Consider the following 21,088-nt stretch of genomic DNA (forward strand, 5'->3'; position numbering starts at 1 on the left):
CGATCGCCGGCCAGGCCGCTGGCGCAGCCGGGATCAGCCGGCGGGGATGGTCAGCGTGGTGCCTGCGCGCACCGTGTTGCTGTTGATCCGGTTGGCGTTCTTCAATGCGCTGACGCTGACGCCATACTGCCGCGCGATGCTGCCCAGGCTCTCGCCGTGGCCGACCTTGTGCACGTCGTGCGCGGGCTCCTGCGCACGAGCCACAGACCGGCTGGCCGACGCCGCCACCTTGCCTGCGCCGGCAGTCGCACCGGAAGCCAGTTGCACGCCATTGCGACGCGCAGCCTCGGCCGCGAACCAGGTGCCGGGCGGCGGCGTGGATTCGAAATAATTCCGCACGCCGCCCATCACCGCCTCGGCGAGCTTCTTCTGGTGCGCCGGATCACGCAGCTTGCGCTCCTCGGCGGGATTGCTGATGAACGCGGTCTCGACCAGGATCGAGGGCACGTCCGGCGAACGCAACACCACGAAATTCGCGCGCTCGACATAGCCGCGGTGGGTCGGTCCCAACTGGGCCAGTGCCTTCAACACGTTGCCAGCGACCACGTCGCTGGCCTGCATCGCCCAACCCTGCTGCAGGTCGAGCAGCACCTTGGCCAGGCTGTCGTCCTTGTCGTCCAGGGTGGTGCCGCCGATCAGGTCGGCGCGGTTCTCGCGGTCGGCCAGCCAGCGCGCGGCCTCGCTGGTCTTGCCGCGCGGCGACAGTACCCACACCGACGAACCACGGGCGTCGTCGCTGGTGAATGCGTCCGCGTGAATCGACACGAACAGGTCCGCATTGTGTTCGCGGGCAATCCGATAACGCTGCGTGAGCGGGATGAAGAAGTCGCTGTCGCGGGTCAGCACGGCCTTCATGCCGGGCTGGCGGTTGATCTGCGCCGCCAGTTCGCGCGCCACCGCCAGCGTGACGTTTTTCTCCAGCGTGCCGCCGGGACCATGCGCGCCCTGGTCCTTGCCGCCGTGGCCGGCATCGATCGCCACCACCACCTGGCGCTGGCCATCGAGCATCGCCGCCGCCTGCTCGGCCGCCACCCGGCGGCTGTGCGTGGGGTTGCTGTACGACGGAAGCACCGCCGGCGTCTTGGTGACGGCCGCCGGTGCGGCGGCACGGTGCGGCGCCGCAGCGGCGGCGATGCCGGCACCGTCACCGGCCGGATACAGGTCCAGTACCAGCCGGTAGGCCGTGCCGCTGGCCGGCTTCAGCACGAAACTCTTCAGGTGGCTGGCCGGGTCGACCTTCGCGGTCAGTTGCAGGCCGTCGCCGACCCGGGCGTGGCTCATGCCGCGATACAGGCCTTGGGCGGCCGGGCTGGAAAAACCGCGGGCCGCCCGGCTGCCGGGCAGGTCCACCACGACCTGGCCATCCTTCTGGCTGATCGAGTAACGCAGCGGGCCGGAGGCGTCGAGCACCACGCGGGTGTATTCGGGGCCGGCCCAGGCCCGCGCGCCTTCCAGTTCCGCTGCCTGCGCCGCACACAGCGGCAGCGCCGCCAGGATCGCGACGACAGCCCATCCGCACCGGTTGTTCAGCTGACCCCTCATGACGCGGCATTGAAACGCAGCCTTGCGAGGAATGCAAGATACTTTCCCTTGAATATCCATAACCTGCGCATCATTCATCACGCTGCGTCAAGTTATGGGGTGCAAGTGGCACATCCGTAACGGATCCTTGCCTGCCCCGCCGTCGGCAATTTTTTCAGGGAAAATCAGGACTTGGCCAGCCGCGCCAGCAGCCGCTCGCCGCGGGCGGTACGCGCGCGCAACGACACCCGACGCCCCTGGCCGGCATAGTCCAGACGTACGTCAAGGTCGGCTGCCGGCAGCGCCCCGGCGCCGCGCTCGGGCCATTCCACCAGCACCAGCGCGGCCGGCTCGGCCAGCGCATCGAGGCCCAGCCATTCCAGTTCACCGGGGTCGGCGATCCGGTAGAGGTCCAGGTGCCAGGCTGGGCGATCACGCGTCGCATAGCCTTCGATCAGGCTGTAGGTGGGGCTCTTGACCCGCTCGCCCACGTCCAGCGCGGTCAACAGGGCGCGCGCGAAACTGGTCTTGCCAGCGCCCAGCGGGCCATGCAGGTACAGCACCAGGCCGTCGTCCAGCAGATCGGCCAGGCGCGCGGCCAGCGCCGCCGTGGCTGCCTCGTCGGGCAATGTCCAGGCCAGGTCGGTATCGATGGATTCAATCATGCTCATAGCCCGTCATGCCGTTGCCGAGGGCACGCAGGGGAGCCAGCAGGTCGCCGGCCAGCAAGCCGCGCTCGCCCTGCTGGGCGGCACGATCGCCGGCCCGCGCATGCAAGCCGACGCCGAGGCAAGCCGCCTGCCAGGCGCCGCAACCCTGCGCCAGCAGGGCCGCCACGATGCCGGTGAGCAGGTCGCCCATGCCGCCCGAGGCCATGCCGGGGTTACCCCACGGACAGACGTCCAGACGTCCATCCGGATCGGCGATCAGGCTGCCGGCGCCTTTCAGCACGACGACCGCGGCGTAGCGTCGCGCCAATTCGCGCACCGCGGCGAAACGGTCGCGCTCCACGGCAGCGGTGGACACCTCCAGCAAGCGTGCCGCCTCGCCCGGGTGCGGCGTCAGCACGGTCGGCGCACCGAACCGGCGCGGCTCGCGGGCCAGCAGGTTCAGGCCGTCGGCGTCGAGCACCAGCGGCTTGCCCGCGTCCAGCGCGGTCAGCCATAGCGCGTGGCCCCAGGCGGCCTGCCCCAGGCCCGGCCCCAGCGCCAGCACGCTGGCCCGTTCGAGCAGCGGCGCCAGCGCCTGCGGTCCATCCACCCCGTGCGCCATCAGTTCCGGCCGCACCGCATTCAGTGCGAACACGTGGTCGGCGCGGGTCGCCACGCTGACCAGGCCGGCGCCGGCGCGCAACGCCGACTCGCCGGCCAGGCGTACCGCGCCGGCCATGCCGTATTCGCCACCGATCACCAGCACATGGCCGTAGCTGCCCTTGTTCGCGTAGCGGGCGCGCGGCGGCAAGGCTTCGGCAACCAGCAACCGCGCGTCGGGCAGCATGTCGGCATGGACGCTGTCCGGCACGCCCAGGGTGGCCAGTTCGAGCACGCCTACCTGGTCGACCGCGCGACCGGTATGCAGCCCGCGCTTGCCGGCGACGAAGGTCACCGTGACCTGCGCGCGGATCGCCGCGCCGGGACAGCTGCCGGTATCCGCATCCAGCCCGCTGGGCACGTCCAGCGCCAGCACCGGGCAGGCGCTGTCGTTGATCGCCTCGATCAGCTGCGCCGCTGCCGGCTCCGGCGCGCGATGCAGACCGATACCGTACAACGCGTCCACGTGCAGCTCGGCATCGGGCAACTCGCTCTGCGCATCCCACAACCGCACCCGACCGCCACCCGCTTCCCACGCCGCGCGTGCCGCCGCGGCGTCGCCGGGCGAGGCAGCGGTCAGTGCCACCAGCTCGACCTGCAGGCCGGCCTCGCGCGCCAGCACGCCGAGCAGGAAGCCGTCGCCGCCGTTGTTGCCGGGGCCGCAGTGGATGCACACCTGCTGCAGCTGCGGCCAGTGCCGGCGCAGGCTGTTCAGAGCGGCGCTGGCCGCGCGACGCATCAGCTCGGGGCCGGAGATGCCCAGCGCCGACAACGCCGCACGCTCCATCGCGCGCAACTGTTCGACGGTGTGCAGATGGCGGCTGTACGGGTGAGCAGGCATGCGCGGATTATAGGCATGCGCCGCATCTACAATAGATGGATGTCCGGCACCGACATCCAGGCCCCACCCGATTACGCCACGCTCGCCCGCGACATCAAGCGCTGGGCGATCGAGCTGGGTTTCGCCGACGCCGGCATCAGCGGCACCGACCTGGGCGAGGACGAACAGCACCTGCAGCGCTGGCTCGATGGCGACCATCACGGCGAGATGGAATACATGGCCCGCCACGGCACCAAGCGCACCCGCCCGGCCGAACTGGAGCCGGGCACGCAGCGGGTGATCTCGGTACGCATGGATTACATCCCGCCCGGCACCGCGAACGCCTGGGACGTGCTGGGCGACGCCGAGGCCGGCTACGTGTCGCGCTACGCGCTAGGCCGCGACTACCACAAGCTGATGCGCCAGCGCCTGCAGAAGCTGGCCGAGCGCATCCACGGCGTGGTCGGCGACTTCGGTTATCGCGCCTACGTCGATTCCGCGCCGGTGCTGGAAAAGGCGCTGGCGCGCAACGCGGGGCTGGGCTGGATCGGCAAGCACACCGTGCTGATCAACCGCCACGCCGGCTCGTACTTCTTCCTCGGCGAGCTGTACACCGACCTGCCGTTGCCGGTGGACGAGCCAGCCAGCGCGCATTGCGGCAGCTGCACGCGCTGCATCGAGGTGTGCCCGACCCAGGCGATCCTGGGGCCGTACCGGCTCGACGCGAAGCGCTGCATCTCGTATCTCACCATCGAGCTGAAGGGCAGCATTCCGGAAGAGCTGCGCACGCCGATGGGCAATCGCATCTTCGGCTGCGACGACTGCCAGCTGGTCTGCCCGTGGAACAAGTTCGCTCAGATGACCGCCGAGCCGGATTTCGCGCCGCGGCACAGCCTGGACGGCGCCAAGCTGGTCGAGCTGTTTGCGTGGAGCGAGGAGGAATTCCTCAAGCGCACCGAAGGCATGGCGATCCGCCGCACCGGCTACGAGGGCTGGCTGCGCAACATCGCGGTGGCGCTGGGTAACGCGCCGAAGTCAGCAGCGGTAATCGCGGCGCTCGCCGCCCGCGCCAACCACCCGTCGGCGGTCGTGCGCGAGCATGTGGCGTGGGCGCTGGCAAAGCAGCGCAGTTGAAGGTTCAGGCCGCGGCCATCTGCTTGGGGATGGAACGGTTGGTGTGGCTGATGCGGTTGCCCGGACCCGGTGCGATGTAGACGCAGGTCGGCTGATACTGCTCCAGCTCCGCCTCGCTCAGCTGCGCGAACGCGGCGATGATGACGATGTCGCCGGCCTGCGCACTGCGCGCGGCGCTGCCGTTGACCGAGATGATGCCCGAGCCTTCCTCGGCGCGCAGCGCGTAGGTGACGAAGCGCTGGCCGCTGTTGACGTTCCAGGCGTGGATCTGCTCGTACTCGCGGATGCCGGAGGCATCCAGCAGCAGACCGTCGATCGCGATCGAGCCTTCGTAGTGCAACTCGGCGTGGGTCACCGTGGCGCGGTGGATCTTGGCCTTGAGCATGTTCAGGTGCATGACGTTCTTTCCGGCAGGGACATCCTGCAAAGTCGGCAATTATCGAACCGATGACGCTGCGCCGCAACATCAAGCGGCACGGGCTCGATATGCGGCCGGCTCAGTCCAGCCGCAAGTTGTCGATCAGCCGGGTGCCGCCCAGGCGGGCCGCCACCAGCGCCACCAGCCCTTCGCGCTCGCCCTCGGCCGGCTCGGCCAGGTCTTCGGCACGGCGGATCGCCACGTAATCGGGAACGAAACCCGCGCGTTCGAGGCGCGCGGCGGCGGTCTGCTCGACGGCCTGCCACGGGTGGCCCTGCGCCAGCAGTTCGCGCATCTTCTGCAGGGTGTCGTGGATCAGCGGCGCACGCGCGCGTTCCTCGGCACCCAGGTACTGGTTGCGCGAGCTCAGCGCCAGGCCGTCGTCGGCGCGCAGGATGGGCGCTGCCACCACCTTCACCGGCAACCCCAGGTCGCGCACCATCCGCTCGACCACCTTCAGCTGCTGGAAGTCCTTTTGGCCGAACACCGCCAGGTCCGGCTGCACCAGGTTGAACAGCTTGCACACCACGGTGGCCATGCCGTCGAAATGCCCGGGACGGTGCGCGCCTTCCAGCGTGTCGGTGATCTGCGGCACGCGCACGCTGACGCTGTGCGCGGGGCCGAACGGGTACATCGTGGCCACGTCCGGCGCGAACAGCAGGTCGCAATCGTGCTCGGCCAGGGCCGCCTGGTCCTGCACCAGGGTGCGCGGGTAGCGGTCGTAATCCTCGTTCGGCCCGAACTGGGTGGGGTTGACGAACACGCTGGCCACCACCCGTTCGGCGCGCGCGCGCGCCAGCTTGATCAGCGACTGGTGGCCCGCGTGCAGGTTGCCCATGGTCGGCACGAAACCCACCGTCTGGCCCTGCGTGCGCCAGCCGCGGATCGCGGCGCGCAGCGCCGGAACGTCTTGTACGGTCTGCATGAGGCAGGCTCGCTCAGTTCAGTTGAAGCAATGCTCGGGTGCCGGGAACGCGCCGCTGCGCACGTCTTCAGCATAGGCAGCGATCGCCGCGCCGACAGAATCGCGCCCGGCCAGGAAATCCTTGCTGAACTTCGGCCGTTTGCCCGGGGTGATGCCGAGCATGTCGTGGATCACCAGCACCTGGCCGTCGCAATGCGGGCCGGCGCCGATGCCGATCACCGGGATCTTCAGCGCCGCGGTCACCCGCTGACCCAGCTCGACCGGCACGCCTTCCATCACCAGCAGGTCCGCCCCGGCCGCCTGCACTGCCAGTGCTTCAGCCAGCACGCGGTCAGCCGCCGCCTGCTCGCGGCCCTGGATCTTGAAACCGCCGAACTTGTGCACCGACTGCGGAGTGAGCCCGAGGTGGGCGCAGACCGGGATCGCGCGCGCGGTGAGCGCCGCGATCGCCTCCAGCACATGCGGCGCGGCCCCCTCGATCTTCACCATCGCGGCGCCGGCCTCGCCGACCAGCCGAGCGCCCGCCTCCAGCACATGCGCTACGTCGCGGTCGGCCATGAACGGCAGATCGGCCACCAGCATCGTGGCCGACAGCCCGCGCGCCACCGCGGCGGTGTGGTAGACCATGTGCTCCAGCGTCACCGGCAGCGTGCTAGCGTGCCCCTGCACCACCATGCCGAGCGAATCGCCGACCAGCGCAACATCGACGCCGGCCGCCTCCAGCTGCCACGCGAAACTGGCGTCGTAGGCGGTAAGCATCACGATGCGCCGTCCCTGCGCCTTCATCGCAAGCAGGCCTGGCACGGTCACCGGCTTGCGGTCGGGGACACTGGCGTTCTGCACGTACACGGCAATTCCTGGGATGGGGGTGGCCGCCGATTATCCGGCGCGCCACGGTGATGGCTCAAGCCACGCGTTCGCAACCGGCCGGATCGAGGCGGGCGAGCCATTCCGCCACCGTGGCCTGGCCGGACGGACGCAGCGTGGGCGCAATGTCGTGCAAGGGCAACAGCACGAATGCCCGCTCGGCCATGCGTGGGTGCGGCAGGATCAGCTGCGGGTCGTCGAGCCGCACGCCGTCGACGTGCAGCAGGTCCAGATCCAGCGTGCGCGGCCCGTTGCGCTCGCCGCGCACGCGGCCGGCGCGCTGCTCGATCGCCAGCAAGGCGTCCAGCAGGGCATGCGGCGACAGCGCGGTATCCAGTTCCACCGCCGCGTTGATGAAGGGGGGCTGTTCCAGCACGCCCCACGGCGGCGTGCGGTACAGCGGCGAGCGCTGCAGCAGGCGGGTGTCAGGCAGTTTCGCCAGCGCGTCCATGGCATCGAGCAGCTGTTGCCGAGGATTGCCGAGATTGCTGCCCAGCGCGACGTAGGCCAGGGTCATGCGGAACCGGACTTGTCGGCCGGCCGGCGTCGCCGCCGGCGCGCGCGCGGCGGCCTGGCGGCCACCGGCGCCGCCACCACGTGATCGCTGCCGCCGCCGGCCGGCAGCGCGGCGGCCAGCACATCCGGCGGCAGTTGCTGCGCATGCGCCCACCACTGGCCCAGCTCGCGCATTGCCGGCGATTCGTCGCCGCGCAACAGCAGGAAGTCGAACGCCGCGCGAAACCGCGGGTGCGCCATCAGGCGGAACACCCGCTTGCGCTGGACCTGTTCGAAACGCGGCTGCAGCGACCAGATCTCCTCCATGGTGAAGGTGAACCGGCGCGGGATCGCGACCCGCTGGCACTGCTCGCCGACCACCTGCGCCGCGGCGCGCGACCACGCCTCGTTGCCCTCGACGCCGCGACCAATCAGCTGGTGCGCCACATCGCGCACCTCGCCCCACAGCAGCACCGCAAACAGGAACGCCGGGGTCACCGACTTGCCCTCGGCGATCCGCGCATCGGTGTTCGCCAGGCCGTGCTCGACCAGCGCACGCAGCGCCTCGTCGCCGCGCTTGAGCGCGCGCGCGGTCGCCGGGAACAGGAATTTCAGCAGGCCGCATTGCTCCAGCACGCGGAAACTCTTCAGGCCGTGGCCGGAGAGGAACATCTTCAGCGACTCGTCGAACAGCCGTGCCGGCGCCGCATCGGCCAGCAGCGGCCCCAGCGTCTCGAACGGCTCCATCGCGGCGGCATCGATGTGCATGCCGAGCTTCGCCGCCAGTCGCGCCGCGCGCAGCATGCGCACCGGGTCCTCGTGGTAGCGGGTGTCCGGGTCGCCGATCAGCCGCAGCATGCGGTCTTCGAGATCCCGCATGCCGCCGACATAGTCGCGCACCGAGAAGTCGCTGATGTCGTAATACATCGCGTTGACGCGAAAGTCGCGGCGTACCGCGTCTTCCTCGATGGTGCCCCAGATGTTGTCGCGCACGATGCGGCCGTCGATGATGTGGCGGTCGCCCTCGCCACCTTCCTCGCCGGTGCCGCGGAAAGTGGCCACCTCGATGATCTCCGGGCCGAACACCACGTGCGCGAGCCGGAAGCGGCGGCCGATCAGGCGGCAGTTGCGGAACAGCTTCTTCACCTCGTCCGGCGTGGCGTTGGTGGCCACGTCGAAGTCCTTCGGGCGCAGCCCCAGCAGCAGGTCGCGCACCGCGCCGCCGACCAGGTAGGCGGCGTAGCCGGCCTCGTTGAGGCGGTACAGCACGCGCAACGCCGACTTGCTGATGTTCTTGCGCGAGATGATGTGCTGGTCGCGCGGAATGACCCGCAGCGTCGGCGTGGCGTCGGTCCTCGATTCGAGATTCAAGCGGTCGGAATCCTTGCGGGGCGAGCTGCCCGTGGGTTGCAATATATCGCGGCGCGCAGCACCGCGAACCGTCCCGCAGGGGCGCGGAACCTCTGCGCCGACGGGGCCTGTCTCGAACCGCGCAAGCCGATGGCTGCCGAGCATTGCCGGGCGAAACAATTCCGCTATACTAGCGCGCCTCGCAAGTTAACGCTCCCTTCGTCTAGTGGCCCAGGACACCGCCCTCTCAAGGCGGGAACACGAGTTCGAACCTCGTAGGGAGCGCCATTGCTTTTGCAATCTTCCGTGATTGCTCCAGTTGGGCCGGCCAGTGCCAACGTACAGCTCGGCGCCACTGGCTGGATCAGAAGCGGCCATTAATGGCCGCACTTTTCATCACCTGTGCGATCGTCCATGATCGCCGCATCTGGAAGAGCTTCGACGAGCCACATTGCTTGGCCGTTGGCTAGACTAAAGGCGGCCATCCATGGCCGCACTCTTCACAAGAGCGCTCCGATTCGCTTCTCTCAGAGCAGAGCCGCCCATGACTTTCGTTGTCATCGACAACTGCATCAAGTGCAAGTACACCGACTGCGTCGAGGTCTGCCCGGTCGACGCCTTCCATGAGGGCCCGAATTTCCTGGCGATCGATCCGGACGAGTGCATCGACTGCACGCTATGCGAGCCGGAGTGTCCGATCAACGCCATCTATCCGGAAGACGACGTGCCAGCCGGACAGGAAGGATTCGTCGCGCTGAACGCGGAGCTGGCCAAGAGCTGGCCGGTGATCACCGAACGCAAGGATGCGCTGCCCGATGCCAGGGAGTGGGAAGGCAAGCCGGACAAGCTCGCACTGCTGCAGCGCTGATGCCCCTCTGCAAAAAAGAACGCCGCCCTCGGGGCGGCGTTCTTTTTTGCATGTCTGCGCTCCGCCGATTAGCCGCCCAGGCGCGACTTCAACGCATCGACGACCTTGCCCACGGCCGCGGCATTGCCTTCGGCGCGTATTTCGCTGGCCGCGGTGCCGCTACCGTTCACGCTGATCTGCACCTGGTGCGAGCCGGCACCTGGGGCGGCCACGGAGTCGCTCTTGTCGCGCCCGAACAGGCGGCCGAAGAAGCCTTTCTTCTTCTGCTGCACCATCGCGTCGGAAACATTCAGCGTGTAGCTGTGCGTGGCATCGTCGTGACCCACCAGCTCGCCCAGACTGCCGCTTTCCAGTACCTGGCCGACCCGGCGATAGGCATTGTCGACGCTGTCGGCCAGCACGAAGCCATCGCTGATCTGGCCGCCAACCGAACCGACGCGCGCGGTGGCGCCATTGGCGGTCGGCTGATTCGCACCCGGCGGCGGGATCACCAGCGCTTCGCTGGTCGAGGGCCGGTCGAGGCTCGGCGGAATCTCCAGCGGAGCCTCCTGCACGGCCTTGTCCCACGCCTTGTGCGAACGGAACACACCGCAACCGGAGAGCAGCAGGCCAGCGAGGGCCACGGCCGGCAGGGCCACGAGGAGCGAGGTTTTCTTCATGTAATCGGATTCCGTGAGTAAGTCGGGCAACCGTCAACCGGCCGCAGTCGCCAAGGATGCCAGACTGGACAGCGCTTGGTGCAATCGGGCGCGATCCGGGCCGTCGTTCAATTCCACCAGCGGCAACCTCGGCAGGGCCAAGCCCAGCCCCAGCAGGGGCAGGCCGGCCTTGACCGCGATCGGGTTGGGCGCGCAGTTGAGCGCCTGCACCAGCGGCTCCAGCGCCGCATGGCACCGCGCCGTCGCCGCCTGATCGCCAGCGGTGGCCGCATCGCACAAGGCGCGGAACGCCTGCGGCACCAGATTGGCCACCACCGAGACGGTGCCGGCCGCACCAGCCAGCATCGCCTCGCCGGCACTGCCGTCGTCGCCGGAGAGATAGACGAAATCCTCGCGCACAAGTTCCGCCAGTGCCGACATCCGCTCGCGATCGCCGCGCGCCTCCTTGATGCCGACGATCGCCGGATGCTCGCGCAGCGCGGCCACGGTCGACGGCAGCAGGTCGCAGCCGGTGCGGGTCGGCACGTTGTACAGCAGCACCGGCAGGCCGCCGTGCTCGGCCACTTCCAGGAAATGTCGGCGCAGGCCTTCCTGGGTCGGGCGCACGTAATACGGCGTCACCACCAGCGCCGCGTCGGCGCCCAGCGCCTGCGCGCGGCGGGTCAGCGCCACCGTCTTGGCGGTGCCGGCCTCGCCGGTGCCGGCGATCACCGGCACCCGTCCGGCCACGCGCTCGAGCGCGAACGCCAGCAGGCGGTCGAACTCGTCGTGCTCCAGCATATGCGCCTCGCCGGTGGAGCCAGCCACCACCAGCGCCTGGGTACCGCCGGCCAGCTGGTGATCGAGCAGTCGACCGAAAGCATGCAGATCGAGCCCGCCGTCAGCGGTGAACGGGGTGGCCAGCGCGCAGATGCTTCCGCGAATGTTCAAGACACGATTCCGCTACAAGGCAAGCCCCGCATGTTACTTGCCGCCTCGCGAGGCGGGCAAGTAAGCTCGACCGGAGTAGTCTCATGGCTCCGCATCGCGCGGGCTGACGTCCACAGGCAGACCCTCTTGAAATCCTCCCCCGGCCCCTCTTCCGCTTCCACGCGCTCGGGCAACGACAACCAGTTGCTGATCCACGCGCTTACCCCGACGACCAAATCGCCGCTGCTGGCGCTGGCCAAGCGCATCGCCGACGCCGGCTGCAACCTGTCCGAGTCGCGCGTGTCCACCATCGGCACGGAAATCTCGCTGATGCTGCTGGCTACCGGCGCCTGGGACGCGCTGGCCAAGCTGGAAACCGCGCTGGCCAAGCTGGGCCGCGACGAGAGCATGCGCCTGGTGCATTACCGTACCGGCCCGCGCCAGAACAGCTCGCACCTGCTGCCCTACCTGGTGGAAGTGGTGGCGGCCGACCGGCCCGGCATCGTGGCGCGCATCGTGGACTTCTTCAGCCAGCACGGAATCAGCGTCGAGCAGCTGAACTCCACCCGCTACCAGGCGATGCAGACCGGGGCGGAGATGTTCCAGGCCCAGTTCACCATCGGCATCCCGGCGGAAATCCACATCGCCGCGCTGCGCGACGACTTCCTGGAACTGTGCGACGGCCTGAACCTCGACGCAATCATGGACCCGGTGAAGTTCTAGGATGCGCCTGTGCGACAGGCCTGACAAGGCTGTCATCCGCCACAGCCATCGCGCTAGTCTCTGCCACGCACACCGGCGAAACCCCGTCGGGTTTCCGGAGAGACCATGCCAGACATCGGAAAGAAGGCCCCCGCCCTCAGCGGCACCACCGGCGACGGCAGTACCCTGAAGCTCGCCGATCTCAAGGGCCAATGGGTGGTGCTGTACTTCTACCCCAAGGACTCCACCCCAGGCTGCACCAGCGAGGCGAAGGACTTCCGCGACCTCCACCCGAAGTTCAAGAAGCGCCATGCGCAGATCATCGGCGTCTCGCGCGATTCGCCGAAGTCGCACGCCAACTTCGCCGCGAAGCAGGAGCTGCCGTTCCCGCTGGTATCCGACGCCGACGAAAGCTGGTGCCGCGCGTTCGACGTGATCCACGAGAAGGTGCTCTACGGCAGGCGCCACCTGGGCATCGTGCGCAGCACCTTCCTGATCGACCCCGACGGCAAGCTGGCGCGAGAGTGGCGCGGCGTGAAGGTACCCGGCCATGCCCAGGCCGTGCTCGACGCCATTCCCGCCCAGTGAGCGCCCCGCCGCGCATGGCCTCCATCCGCCGACTCCCTCCACCCACCAGCGAGGACACTTCCGCATGACCGGAAGCAAGCGCATCTACGCTCTCGACACCAACGTCCTGCTGCATGACCCGACCTCGCTGTTCCGCTTCGAGGAACACGACGTCTTCATCCCGATGACCGTGCTGGAGGAACTGGACGAGAAGAAGAAGGGCGCCTCGGAAGTCTCGCGCAACGGCCGCCAGGCCAGTCGCTTCCTCAACGAGCTGATCGAACGCGGCAAGCAGCACGAGCTCGCCGACGGCCTGGAACTGAGCAACCCGCAGGGCGTCAAGCTCAAGCGTGGCACCTCGGTCGGCCGGCTGTATTTCCAGCACCGCACCAGCAGCAACGGCCACGCCAAGGCGGACAACCAGATCCTGGCGGCGGTGATCGAGCTGCGCGACCAGAACCCGGGCCGCGACGTCATCCTGGTCACCAAGGACATCAACCTCAGGATCAAGGCCAGCATCAACGGGCTGGTCGCCGAGGACTACGAGAACGACCGCGCGCTGGACGATTTCTCCCTGCTCTACACCGGCTCGACCGCCTTGCCGGAGGATTTCTGGGAGCTGCACCCTGAGGTGCGCTCGTGGACCGAGCGCGGCCGCACGTTCTACGAGGTGAAGCGGCGCGAGGAGGAAACCTGGTACCCGAACGAATGCCTGTACCTGCCCGGCGAGAACGCGATCGAGCTGCGCGTGCTGCACCTGGACGAGGTCAGCGCCACGCTGGTGCTGCTGGACGACCACTCGCACGCCAACCACCACGTGTGGGGCATCGGCGCACGCAACCGCGAGCAGAACTTCGCGCTCAACGCGCTGATGGATCCGGACATCGACTTCGTCACCCTGCTCGGCAACGCCGGCACCGGCAAGACCCTGCTCGCGCTGGCCGCCGGCCTGGCCCAGGTGATGGACCAGCAGCGCTACCGCGAGATCATCATGACCCGCGCCACCGTCTCCGTCGGCGAGGACATCGGCTTCCTGCCCGGCACCGAGGAAGAGAAAATGACGCCGTGGATGGGCGCGCTGACCGACAACCTCGAAGTGCTGGCCAACCCCGAGGACGGCGGCAGCTGGGGCCGCCAGGCCACCAACGACCTGCTCGCCTCGCGCATCAAGATCCGCTCGCTGAACTTCATGCGCGGGCGAACCTTCCTGAGCCGCTACCTGATCATCGACGAGGCGCAGAACCTCACTCCGAAGCAGATGAAAACCCTGATCACCCGCGCCGGCCCCGGCACCAAGATCGTCTGCCTCGGCAACGTGGAGCAGATCGACACGCCCTACCTCACCGAGACCACCTCCGGCCTCACCTACGCGGTCGACCGCTTCAAGAACTGGGAGCACTCCGCGCACGTCACCCTGCGCCGGGGCGAGCGTTCACGGCTGGCGGATTTTGCGGCCGAGGCGCTATAGGGCCGGGACCCGGGATTCGGAAGAAACACGAATTCGCCACATCGTCACTCCCGCGAAGGTGGGAGTCGCTCTTGCAGCTGGCACCGACCGCTAAGGATGAACAGGCAAGCGCCCGGGCCGAAGCCAGGGCGCCGCATCCGGGTAGAATGCAGTTCTCGATAGTCTCCCGCTGCCCGCGTCGTCATGATCCTCACCCCCCGCCTGATCCTGCTGGTCCTGTTCGCCTTCTTCGTGCTGTGCGTGCTGCTGGTGCACCTGCGCGGCCGCGTACGGCTGCGCTTCGATCGCCAACTGGTTGACCACTCGGCCGTGTTCGCACCGTACAACCTGCTGATGTATGCGTTCTCGGCGGTGCCGGCCAAACCGATCCTCGATCGTCGCGGCTTTCCCGAACTGGACCTGCTGCAGGCGAACTGGCAGACCATCCGCGACGAAGCATTGCAGCTGACCGAAGCCGGCCACATCCGCGGCACCACGAAGAACGACGACGCCAGCTTCAACAGCTTCATCAAGCAGGGTTGGAAGCGCTTCTACCTGAAGTGGTACGGCGAGCCGCTGGCCTCGGCCGAGGCACTATGCCCGAAGACGGTCGCGCTGCTCAACGCCATTCCCGGCATCAAGGCGGCGATGTTCGCCACGCTGGCGCCGAACAGCCGCCTCAATCCCCATCGCGATCCGTTCGCCGGTTCGTTGCGCTATCACCTCGGCCTGATCACGCCGAACTCGCGCGACTGCCGCATCTTCGTCGACGGCGAGGAACACGCCTGGGGCGACGGCAAGGACGTGGTGTTCGACGAGACCTACGTGCACTGGGTGGAGAACAAGACCGACCAGACCCGGGTGATCCTGTTCGCCGACGTGGAACGCCCGCTGCGCACGCACTGGATGAGCGCGGTCAACCATCGCGTCGGCGCCTTCATGGGCCGGATCACCGCCTCGCCCAACAGCGACGCCGGCACGGAGAAGACCGGCGCCATCAATCGCCTGTACGCATGGAGCCAGCACAAGGGCGCCCTGCACCACTGGAAGGCGGCGTTCAAGCGACGGCACAAGAAGCTGTACAAGGCCGGCAAGTACGCCGGCATCGTGCTGCTGATGTGGCTGGTTTTCCTGGCGCCCTGGCCGCTGTTCCGCTGAACTGTCACGTTTTGCGGGCGTGGCGCGTCCTGGCTGGGTCGACCTCCGGAGCATCCCATGGACCCGCAAACCGCCCTGTTCCAGCAACACCGCCAGCGCCTGTTCGGCCTGGCCTACCGCATGCTCGGCACGCCCAGCGATGCCGAGGACGTGCTGCACGATGCCTGGCTGCGCTGGCACGCGCAGGATACCGACGCGCTGGACGATCCGGAGGCGTGGCTGGTCACCGTGACCACGCGCATCGCGCTGGACCGCCTGCGCCGCGCCAAGACCGAGCGCGCGCACTACGCCGGACCGTGGCTGCCGGAGCCGCTGACCGTCGATGCCGACCAGCCCGAAGCGCAACTGGAGCGCGCCGAAAGCCTCACCCTCACCTTCCTGTTGCTGCTGGAGCGGCTGAGCGCGGAGGAGCGCGCCGCCTTCCTGCTGCGCGAGGTGTTCGATTACAGCCACGCCGAGACGGCCGCGATGCTGGAGATCAGCGAGGACGCCTGCCGCCAGCGCGTGCATCGGGCGAAACAGCGGCTGCGCGAGGATCGACCGCGCCAGGCGATGCCGAACATCGACACCCAGCGGCGCCTGCTCGAACGCTTCATGCAGGCGCTGCAGCAGCCCGACATGCCTACGCTGCGCGCCCTGTTTGCCGAAGACGCCATGAGCGTCTCCGACGGCGGCGGCCTGGCACGGGCCATCCTGCACCCGCTGCACGGCGCCGAGCGGCTGGCCCGGTTGTACATGCAGATCGCGCTGCAGCAACAGCGCCACGGCGGTGTGCGCTATGAGATCCATCAGCTCAATGGCATGCCGGCGCTGTTCGGCTGGCACGGCGACACGCTGATCTCGGCCAGCTGGATCGACGACGACGGCGAGCGCATCACCGCGGTGCACGCGTTGCGCCATCCCGGCAAGCTCGCCCGACTGGCGGCTGTCACGAAATCGGCGGCATCCACGTCCTTGCATTGAATGGCCAATCCCGGCCGCACTGCAAGGAAAACCCCATGCCCCGTTTCGATGTCACCAAACGCCCCGACGCCATCAAGCCGCTGCTCGCGCTGAGCGAATATGTCAAGAACTGCGGCCTCGAACCGAGCCTGATCGAGCTGGTGCTGATGCGCGCCTCGCAGCTCAACGGCTGCGCCTACTGCCTGGACATGCACAGCAAGGACGCCCGCGCCGCCGGCGAGACCGAGCAGCGCCTGTACCTGCTGCAGGCTTGGCGCGAAGCGCCGTTCTACAGCCCGCGCGAACGCGCCGCGCTGGCCTGGTGCGAGGCGGTGACCCGGCTCGACCCGATCCACGGCGTGCCCGACGAGGTCTACGACGAAGTCCGCGCCCAGTTCAGCGCGGAAGAACTGATCGACCTCAACATGGCGGTGATCGTGATCAACGGCTGGAACCGTATCGCCATCCCGTCGCGCGCCGAGCCGGGCAGCTATCGGCCGGCGAAGCACTGACGCGCGGGTAACGGCAGGCTCCGGCTGCGTCTCGAAGAAGAAGCCGCGGCATGCCCGCGGCTTCTTCTTCAACGAGGGCGCGGATCAGGCCGCGAGGCGCTTCACGATCGCGTCGGCGAAGCTGCTGGTGTTGCCCTTGCCACCCAGGTCCGGCGTCACGCTGTCGCGGTCGTGGGTCATGGTGTCGCGGATTGCCTGGCGCAACCGGTCGCCCTTGGCCACCATGTCCAGGTAATCGAGCATGTCGGCCGCGGCCAGCAGCAGCGCGCACGGATTGGCGATGCCCTTGCCCGCAATGTCCGGCGCCGAGCCGTGCACCGCCTCGAAGATCGCCGCGCGCTCGCCGATGTTGTCGCCCGGCGCCAGGCCGAGGCCGCCGACCAGGCCGGCGCACAGGTCGGAGAGGATGTCGCCGAACAGGTTGGTGGTGACGATCACGTCGAACTGGTACGGGTTCATCACCAGCTGCATGCAGGTGTTGTCCACGATCATCTCGTTGAACTCGATCTGCGGGTACTCCTTGGCGATCTCGCGCGCCACGTTGAGGAACAGGCCCGAGCTGGTCTTCAGGATGTTCGCCTTGTGCACCGCGGTGACTTTCTTGCGGCCCTTCTTCACCGCCAGTTCGAACGCATAGCGCACGATGCGGCTGCTGCCCTTGCGCGTGTTGCGCGCGACCGACTCGGCGATCTCGCCGTCCGCGGACAGGGTCTGTCCCTCGGAACGGTACGCGCCTTCGGTGTTCTCGCGCACGGTGATGATGTCGATGTTCTCGTAGCGCGACTTGGTGCCGGGGAAACTGACCGCCGGGCGCACGTTCGCGTACAGGTCGAAGTGCCGGCGCAGGGTCACGTTGACCGAGGTGAAGCCGCCGCCGATCGGCGTGGTCAGCGGGCCTTTCAGCGCCACCTTGTGCTCGGCGATCTTGTCCAGCGTGGCCTTCGGCAGCAGGTCGCCGTGCTTCTCCAGCGCGACCATGCCGGCGTCGACGAAGTCGTAGGAAAGACCGCAGTCCAGCGCGTCGAGCACGCGCAGCGTGGCAGTCATGATCTCCGGGCCGATGCCGTCGCCGGGGATCACGGCAATCGTCTTGCTCATGGGGGTAACTCCTTGGAACGGAATGCTGCGGGCAGTGCGCGCGCATGGGGATGCGCACGCGCCGAAACCGGACGATTATCGCCGATCGGCCCCGGTGCGAACAGGGCAGGCGCCCTGCAAGGCGTTGAAAATACTCGCACGCAGCATTGCAAAAAACCGCAGACGGACGCCGGCTATGCCGGGGCGTGGTCGGCACAGGCGGCCGCATCGTTCGCGGCACCCGACTCCAGTTGGTCGAGCAGGTCCACCGCACGGCGCAGGTGCGGGATCACGATCGAGCCGCCTACCACCAGGCCCACGCTGAACACCTCGAAGAACTCGTCGCGCTGCACGCCGGCGTCCTTGCACTGGGCCACGTGGTAGCTGATGCAGTCGTCGCAGCGCAGCACCAGCGAGGCGACCAGGCCCAGCATCTCCTTGGTCTTCACGTCGAGCGCGCCGGCCTTGTAGGTCTGCGTGTCCAGCGCGAAGAAGCGCCGCACGACCTGGTTGTCCTCGGCCAGGATGCGCTCGTTCATGCGCTGGCGGAACGCGGTGAACTCGGCAAGCTTGTCGCTCATGCGGCCTGCCCCAGCAGCTCGCTCAGCTTGCCGCTGCGGTCGGCCGCCACCAGGTCGTCGTAGCCGCCCACGTGCCGATCGTTGATGAAGATCTGCGGCACCGTGCGGCGGCCGCCGCTGCGCGCCAGCATCGCGTCGCGCTGCGCCGGGTCGGTGTCGACGCGCACCTCGGTCCACTCCAGCCCCTTGGACTTGAGCAGGTTCTTCGCCGCCACGCAGTACGGGCATACCGCGGTGGAATAGACCTCGATCTTCGACATCACGACACTCCGCAACTTGGGGAAAGGCCACCCTCATATGGGGCCGCACGCCGGCAGCTCAAGCGGAACCGACGCGGCCGGCCACGGTCTCAATGCTATTGTCACCCACCTGATGAGCATGGCACCACGACCACTTGCACCGCGCCTGCTGACGGCGCTGATCACCGCCGGGCTGGCTTGCGCCGCCGGCGCCCAGCAGGACGTGCGCCTGCCCGACCTGGGCAGCTCGGCGAACGCGCTGATCTCGCCGCAGGAAGCGCAGGACTACGGCGCTTCCATGCTGCGCCAGATGCGCGCGCTGGACATGGTGGTGGACGACCCGCTGCTGGACGACTACATCAACGACCTCGGCTACCGGCTGGTCGCCAGCAGCGACAAGCCGAAGGACCACTTCGCGTTCTTCGTCGTCAAGGACCAGGAGATCAACGCGTTCGCCGCCCCCGGCGGCTACATCGCGGTGAACGCCGGGCTGATGACGATCACCCGCGACGAGAGCGAACTGGCCGGCGTGGTCGCGCACGAGATCGGCCACATCACCCAGAACCACCTGCAGCGCGCATTCGAGGATTCGAAGAAGGACGCGCCGCTGATGGCGCTGGTGCTGCTCGGCGCGATCGCCGCCGGCGCCGGCAGCAAGAGCGGCGACGCGCCAATGGCGGTGCTGGCCGGTGGCCAGGGCCTGATCGCGCAGAAGTCGATCAACTTCACCCGCAAGGACGAGATCGAAGCCGACCGCGTCGGCATCCAGACCCTGGCCAAGGCCGGCTTCGACCCGAACGCGATGGCCGGCTTCTTCCAGCGCATGCAGGACGTGATGAGCGCCGGCGCCGGCGGCGAGGACGTGCCGGCCCTGCTGCAGACGCACCCGGTGACGACGATGCGCATCAGCGACGCGAAAGCACGCGCCGGCGCGCTGATCGCCGCGCAGAAGCTGCGCCCCGCCGCCACCCTCATGGACAAGCTGCAGTGGGAGAAAAGCACCGCACCGATCGCGTTCGTGAAGGATCCCACCACGTTGTTCCAGCCGCCCGCCCGCGGCCACCTGGACAGCTACGCCCTGATGCGCGAGCGCGTGCGCGTGCTGGCCGGCGATGCGACCAAGCTGGCCACCTACTACAGCGCCAACCTGCAGACCCGGCCGGACTTCGACATCCCGGCGAACCGCTACGGCTACGCGCTGGCGCTCACCCGCAGCGGTCGCGGCGCCGCGGCCGTCGAGCAGCTGCAGCCGCTGCTGCAATCCCACCCCGAGAGCCTGATCCTGAAGCTGGCGCTGGCCGACGCCCGCCTGCAAGCCGGGCAGCGCACCGCGGCGCTGGCGGCGTACGCCGGGCTCAACACCCAGTCCCCGCGCAATCGCGCCGTCGCGCTCGCCTACGCCAAGGCGCTCACCGCCGGGGGCGACCAGCAGCAGGCCCGCCTCGCCGCCGACCTGCTGCGGCCGCTGCTGGACAATGCCAGCGAGCCGGAGATCTACAGCACCTACGCCCGCGCCAGCGACAAGGCCGGCGACAGCGTGCGCGCCGGCGAGGCCTTTGCCGACGCCAGTTACTATTCCGGCCGTCCGTACGATGCGATGGAGCAGCTCAAGCGGCTGCTCAGGCGCGACGACCTGGACTACTACGCGCGGGTGCGCATCCAGGCGCGCATCGCCGAGCTGACCCCGCTGGTACTGGAACTGCACAAGCGCAAGATCAAGACCGAGGACAGCCCGGACGACGGTTCCCGGCAATAGATGCGGGCTCCGTGTCATCGACACGTAACATCCATCCGCTGCAATATGTCCGTCACAAGCCAAGGCAGACCACGGCGTGCACAAACGCATCCTGATCGTTGAAGACGAAACCTCGATCCGCGAGATGATCGCCTTCGCCCTGCGCAAGGCCGGCATGGATGCGATCCAGGCGGCCGATGCCCGTGCCGCCCAGCTGGCGCTGGCCGAGCAGGTGCCCGACCTGATCCTGCTCGACTGGATGCTGCCGGGCATGAGCGGCCTCGAACTGGCCCGGCGCCTGCGCAAGGAAGAGCTCAGCCGCGAGATCCCGATCATCATGCTCACCGCCCGCGGCGAGGAAATGGATCGCGTCAACGGCCTCGAGGCCGGCGTCGACGACTACGTGGTGAAACCCTTTTCCACCCGCGAGCTGGTTGCCCGGATCAAGGCCGTGCTCAGGCGCAGCCAGGGCGACGACGGCTCCGGCGTGGTCGAGCTGGGCGGCCTGCGCATCGACGGCCCGGCGCACCGGGTGTTCGCCGGCGACGAGCCGGTGCCGATCGGTCCCACCGAATACCGCCTGCTGTATTTTTTCATGACCCATCCCGAGCGCGTCTACTCGCGCACGCAGCTGCTCGACCACGTCTGGGGCGGCAGCGTGTACGTGGAGGAGCGCACCGTGGACGTGCACATCCGCCGCCTGCGCAAGACGCTGGAGCCGTGGAAGCTGGACGAACTGGTGCAGACCGTGCGCGGCACCGGCTACCGCTTCTCGACCAGCACCTGAGCCGGCGCGGGCAAGCTTGCGGTATCCGCGGCTATTGCCGATGCTGGCCCGCCTTCCATACTCTG

General features: G+C 68.3%; 23 protein-coding genes and 1 tRNA gene. 11 read left to right on the forward strand and 13 right to left on the reverse strand.

Annotated features, from left to right (window positions below; genetic code table 11):
- Nucleotides 1–33: 33 nt before the first annotated feature.
- The 3 genes from RHOOR87_RS0107590 to RHOOR87_RS0107600 all read right to left on the reverse strand — a co-directional run bounded on the left by RHOOR87_RS0107590 (nt 34) and on the right by RHOOR87_RS0107600 (nt 3,672).
- A complete protein-coding gene (locus RHOOR87_RS0107590) occupies nt 34–1,542 on the reverse strand; it encodes an N-acetylmuramoyl-L-alanine amidase (protein ID WP_007508049.1) in 1,509 nt (502 codons plus the stop codon).
- A 164-nt stretch (nt 1,543–1,706) separates the two neighbouring features.
- Nucleotides 1,707–2,192, reverse strand: coding sequence for a tRNA (adenosine(37)-N6)-threonylcarbamoyltransferase complex ATPase subunit type 1 TsaE (gene tsaE, locus RHOOR87_RS0107595; protein WP_027484686.1), 486 nt, complete (start codon nt 2,190–2,192; stop codon nt 1,707–1,709).
- Nucleotides 2,179–3,672: a bifunctional ADP-dependent NAD(P)H-hydrate dehydratase/NAD(P)H-hydrate epimerase gene (locus RHOOR87_RS0107600; RefSeq protein ID WP_027484687.1), complete on the reverse strand. Its 1,494-nt coding sequence runs from the start codon at nt 3,670–3,672 to the stop codon at nt 2,179–2,181. The genes tsaE and RHOOR87_RS0107600 overlap by 14 nt, the downstream gene beginning before the upstream one ends.
- A gap of 15 nt (nt 3,673–3,687) precedes the next feature.
- On the opposite strand from RHOOR87_RS0107600, the gene queG reads away from it, so the two are divergent.
- A complete protein-coding gene (gene queG / locus RHOOR87_RS0107605; RefSeq protein WP_027484688.1) occupies nt 3,688–4,785 on the forward strand; it encodes a tRNA epoxyqueuosine(34) reductase QueG in 1,098 nt (365 codons plus the stop codon).
- A gap of 4 nt (nt 4,786–4,789) precedes the next feature.
- On the opposite strand, the gene panD is transcribed toward queG, so the two are convergent.
- From panD to pcnB, 5 genes are all read right to left on the reverse strand, one after another.
- Nucleotides 4,790–5,182, reverse strand: coding sequence for an aspartate 1-decarboxylase (gene panD, locus RHOOR87_RS0107610; protein ID WP_007508045.1), 393 nt, complete (start codon nt 5,180–5,182; stop codon nt 4,790–4,792).
- A gap of 100 nt (nt 5,183–5,282) precedes the next feature.
- Nucleotides 5,283–6,128 carry a pantoate--beta-alanine ligase gene (gene panC, locus RHOOR87_RS0107615; protein ID WP_027484689.1) on the reverse strand — a complete coding sequence of 282 codons (846 nt, stop codon included), beginning with the start codon at nt 6,126–6,128 and terminating at the stop codon, nt 5,283–5,285.
- Between the two features lie 18 nt (nt 6,129–6,146).
- On the reverse strand, nt 6,147–6,977 hold the full coding sequence (gene panB / locus RHOOR87_RS0107620) for a 3-methyl-2-oxobutanoate hydroxymethyltransferase (protein WP_027484690.1): 831 nt from the start codon (nt 6,975–6,977) through the stop codon (nt 6,147–6,149).
- 55 nt (nt 6,978–7,032) lie between these two features.
- Complete coding sequence (gene folK / locus RHOOR87_RS0107625; RefSeq protein ID WP_027484691.1) at nt 7,033–7,512, reverse strand: 2-amino-4-hydroxy-6-hydroxymethyldihydropteridine diphosphokinase; 480 nt, start codon at nt 7,510–7,512, stop codon at nt 7,033–7,035.
- A complete protein-coding gene (gene pcnB / locus RHOOR87_RS0107630; RefSeq protein ID WP_007508041.1) occupies nt 7,509–8,861 on the reverse strand; it encodes a polynucleotide adenylyltransferase PcnB in 1,353 nt (450 codons plus the stop codon). Before pcnB ends, folK begins: the two co-directional genes overlap by 4 nt.
- A 191-nt stretch (nt 8,862–9,052) precedes the next feature.
- On the opposite strand from pcnB, the gene RHOOR87_RS0107635 reads away from it, so the two are divergent.
- Both RHOOR87_RS0107635 and fdxA read left to right on the forward strand, forming a co-directional pair.
- A tRNA-Glu gene (locus tag RHOOR87_RS0107635) sits at nt 9,053–9,128 on the forward strand.
- Nucleotides 9,129–9,384: 256 nt separating this feature from the next.
- On the forward strand, nt 9,385–9,708 hold the full coding sequence (gene fdxA, locus RHOOR87_RS0107640) for a ferredoxin FdxA (RefSeq protein ID WP_007508040.1): 324 nt from the start codon (nt 9,385–9,387) through the stop codon (nt 9,706–9,708).
- Between the two features lie 68 nt (nt 9,709–9,776).
- On the opposite strand, the gene RHOOR87_RS0107645 is transcribed toward fdxA, so the two are convergent.
- Nucleotides 9,777–10,367 carry a hypothetical protein gene (locus RHOOR87_RS0107645; RefSeq protein WP_007508039.1) on the reverse strand — a complete coding sequence of 197 codons (591 nt, stop codon included), beginning with the start codon at nt 10,365–10,367 and terminating at the stop codon, nt 9,777–9,779.
- Nucleotides 10,368–10,400: 33 nt separating this feature from the next.
- Nucleotides 10,401–11,297, reverse strand: a complete 897-nt coding sequence (dapA, locus tag RHOOR87_RS0107650) for a 4-hydroxy-tetrahydrodipicolinate synthase (RefSeq protein ID WP_027484692.1) — start codon at nt 11,295–11,297, stop codon at nt 10,401–10,403.
- Between the two features lie 126 nt (nt 11,298–11,423).
- Here dapA and RHOOR87_RS0107655 point away from each other — a divergent pair, with 126 nt between their 5' ends.
- From RHOOR87_RS0107655 to RHOOR87_RS0107680, 6 genes are all read left to right on the forward strand, one after another.
- On the forward strand, nt 11,424–11,999 hold the full coding sequence (locus tag RHOOR87_RS0107655) for a glycine cleavage system protein R (protein ID WP_027484693.1): 576 nt from the start codon (nt 11,424–11,426) through the stop codon (nt 11,997–11,999).
- A 105-nt stretch (nt 12,000–12,104) separates the two neighbouring features.
- Nucleotides 12,105–12,566: a peroxiredoxin gene (locus RHOOR87_RS0107660; RefSeq protein WP_007508033.1), complete on the forward strand. Its 462-nt coding sequence runs from the start codon at nt 12,105–12,107 to the stop codon at nt 12,564–12,566.
- Between the two features lie 64 nt (nt 12,567–12,630).
- Nucleotides 12,631–14,013, forward strand: a complete 1,383-nt coding sequence (locus RHOOR87_RS0107665; RefSeq protein ID WP_007508031.1) for a PhoH family protein — start codon at nt 12,631–12,633, stop codon at nt 14,011–14,013.
- Nucleotides 14,014–14,214: 201 nt separating this feature from the next.
- Entirely contained in the window at nt 14,215–15,150 is a 936-nt protein-coding gene (locus tag RHOOR87_RS0107670) for an aspartyl/asparaginyl beta-hydroxylase domain-containing protein (RefSeq protein WP_274378364.1), read from the forward strand.
- Nucleotides 15,151–15,207: 57 nt separating this feature from the next.
- Nucleotides 15,208–16,113 (forward strand): RNA polymerase sigma factor SigJ, encoded by a 906-nt coding sequence (gene sigJ, locus RHOOR87_RS0107675; protein ID WP_007508026.1) that lies wholly within the window; start codon nt 15,208–15,210, stop codon nt 16,111–16,113.
- Nucleotides 16,114–16,148: 35 nt separating this feature from the next.
- Nucleotides 16,149–16,604, forward strand: coding sequence for a carboxymuconolactone decarboxylase family protein (locus RHOOR87_RS0107680; protein WP_007508024.1), 456 nt, complete (start codon nt 16,149–16,151; stop codon nt 16,602–16,604).
- 84 nt (nt 16,605–16,688) lie between these two features.
- Here RHOOR87_RS0107680 and RHOOR87_RS0107685 read toward each other — a convergent pair whose 3' ends face one another.
- From RHOOR87_RS0107685 to grxC, 3 genes are all read right to left on the reverse strand, one after another.
- The gene (locus RHOOR87_RS0107685) at nt 16,689–17,702 is read right to left on the reverse strand and encodes an isocitrate dehydrogenase (protein ID WP_007508022.1); all 1,014 of its coding nucleotides are present in this window, start codon (nt 17,700–17,702) and stop codon (nt 16,689–16,691) included.
- 173 nt (nt 17,703–17,875) lie between these two features.
- Complete coding sequence (locus RHOOR87_RS0107690; protein WP_007508020.1) at nt 17,876–18,262, reverse strand: carboxymuconolactone decarboxylase family protein; 387 nt, start codon at nt 18,260–18,262, stop codon at nt 17,876–17,878.
- The gene (grxC, locus tag RHOOR87_RS0107695; RefSeq protein WP_007508018.1) at nt 18,259–18,522 is read right to left on the reverse strand and encodes a glutaredoxin 3; all 264 of its coding nucleotides are present in this window, start codon (nt 18,520–18,522) and stop codon (nt 18,259–18,261) included. The genes RHOOR87_RS0107690 and grxC overlap by 4 nt, the downstream gene beginning before the upstream one ends.
- Before the next feature lie 112 nt (nt 18,523–18,634).
- Here grxC and RHOOR87_RS0107700 point away from each other — a divergent pair, with 112 nt between their 5' ends.
- Together RHOOR87_RS0107700 and phoB are read left to right on the forward strand one after the other, a co-directional pair.
- A complete protein-coding gene (locus RHOOR87_RS0107700; protein ID WP_027484694.1) occupies nt 18,635–20,257 on the forward strand; it encodes a M48 family metalloprotease in 1,623 nt (540 codons plus the stop codon).
- Nucleotides 20,258–20,333: 76 nt separating this feature from the next.
- Nucleotides 20,334–21,023, forward strand: coding sequence for a phosphate regulon transcriptional regulator PhoB (gene phoB / locus RHOOR87_RS0107705; RefSeq protein ID WP_007508013.1), 690 nt, complete (start codon nt 20,334–20,336; stop codon nt 21,021–21,023).
- The last annotated feature ends 65 nt before the right edge of the window (nt 21,024–21,088 follow it).

The organism is Rhodanobacter sp. OR87 (genome assembly GCF_000473345.1).
Lineage (GTDB): Bacteria > Pseudomonadota > Gammaproteobacteria > Xanthomonadales > Rhodanobacteraceae > Rhodanobacter > Rhodanobacter denitrificans.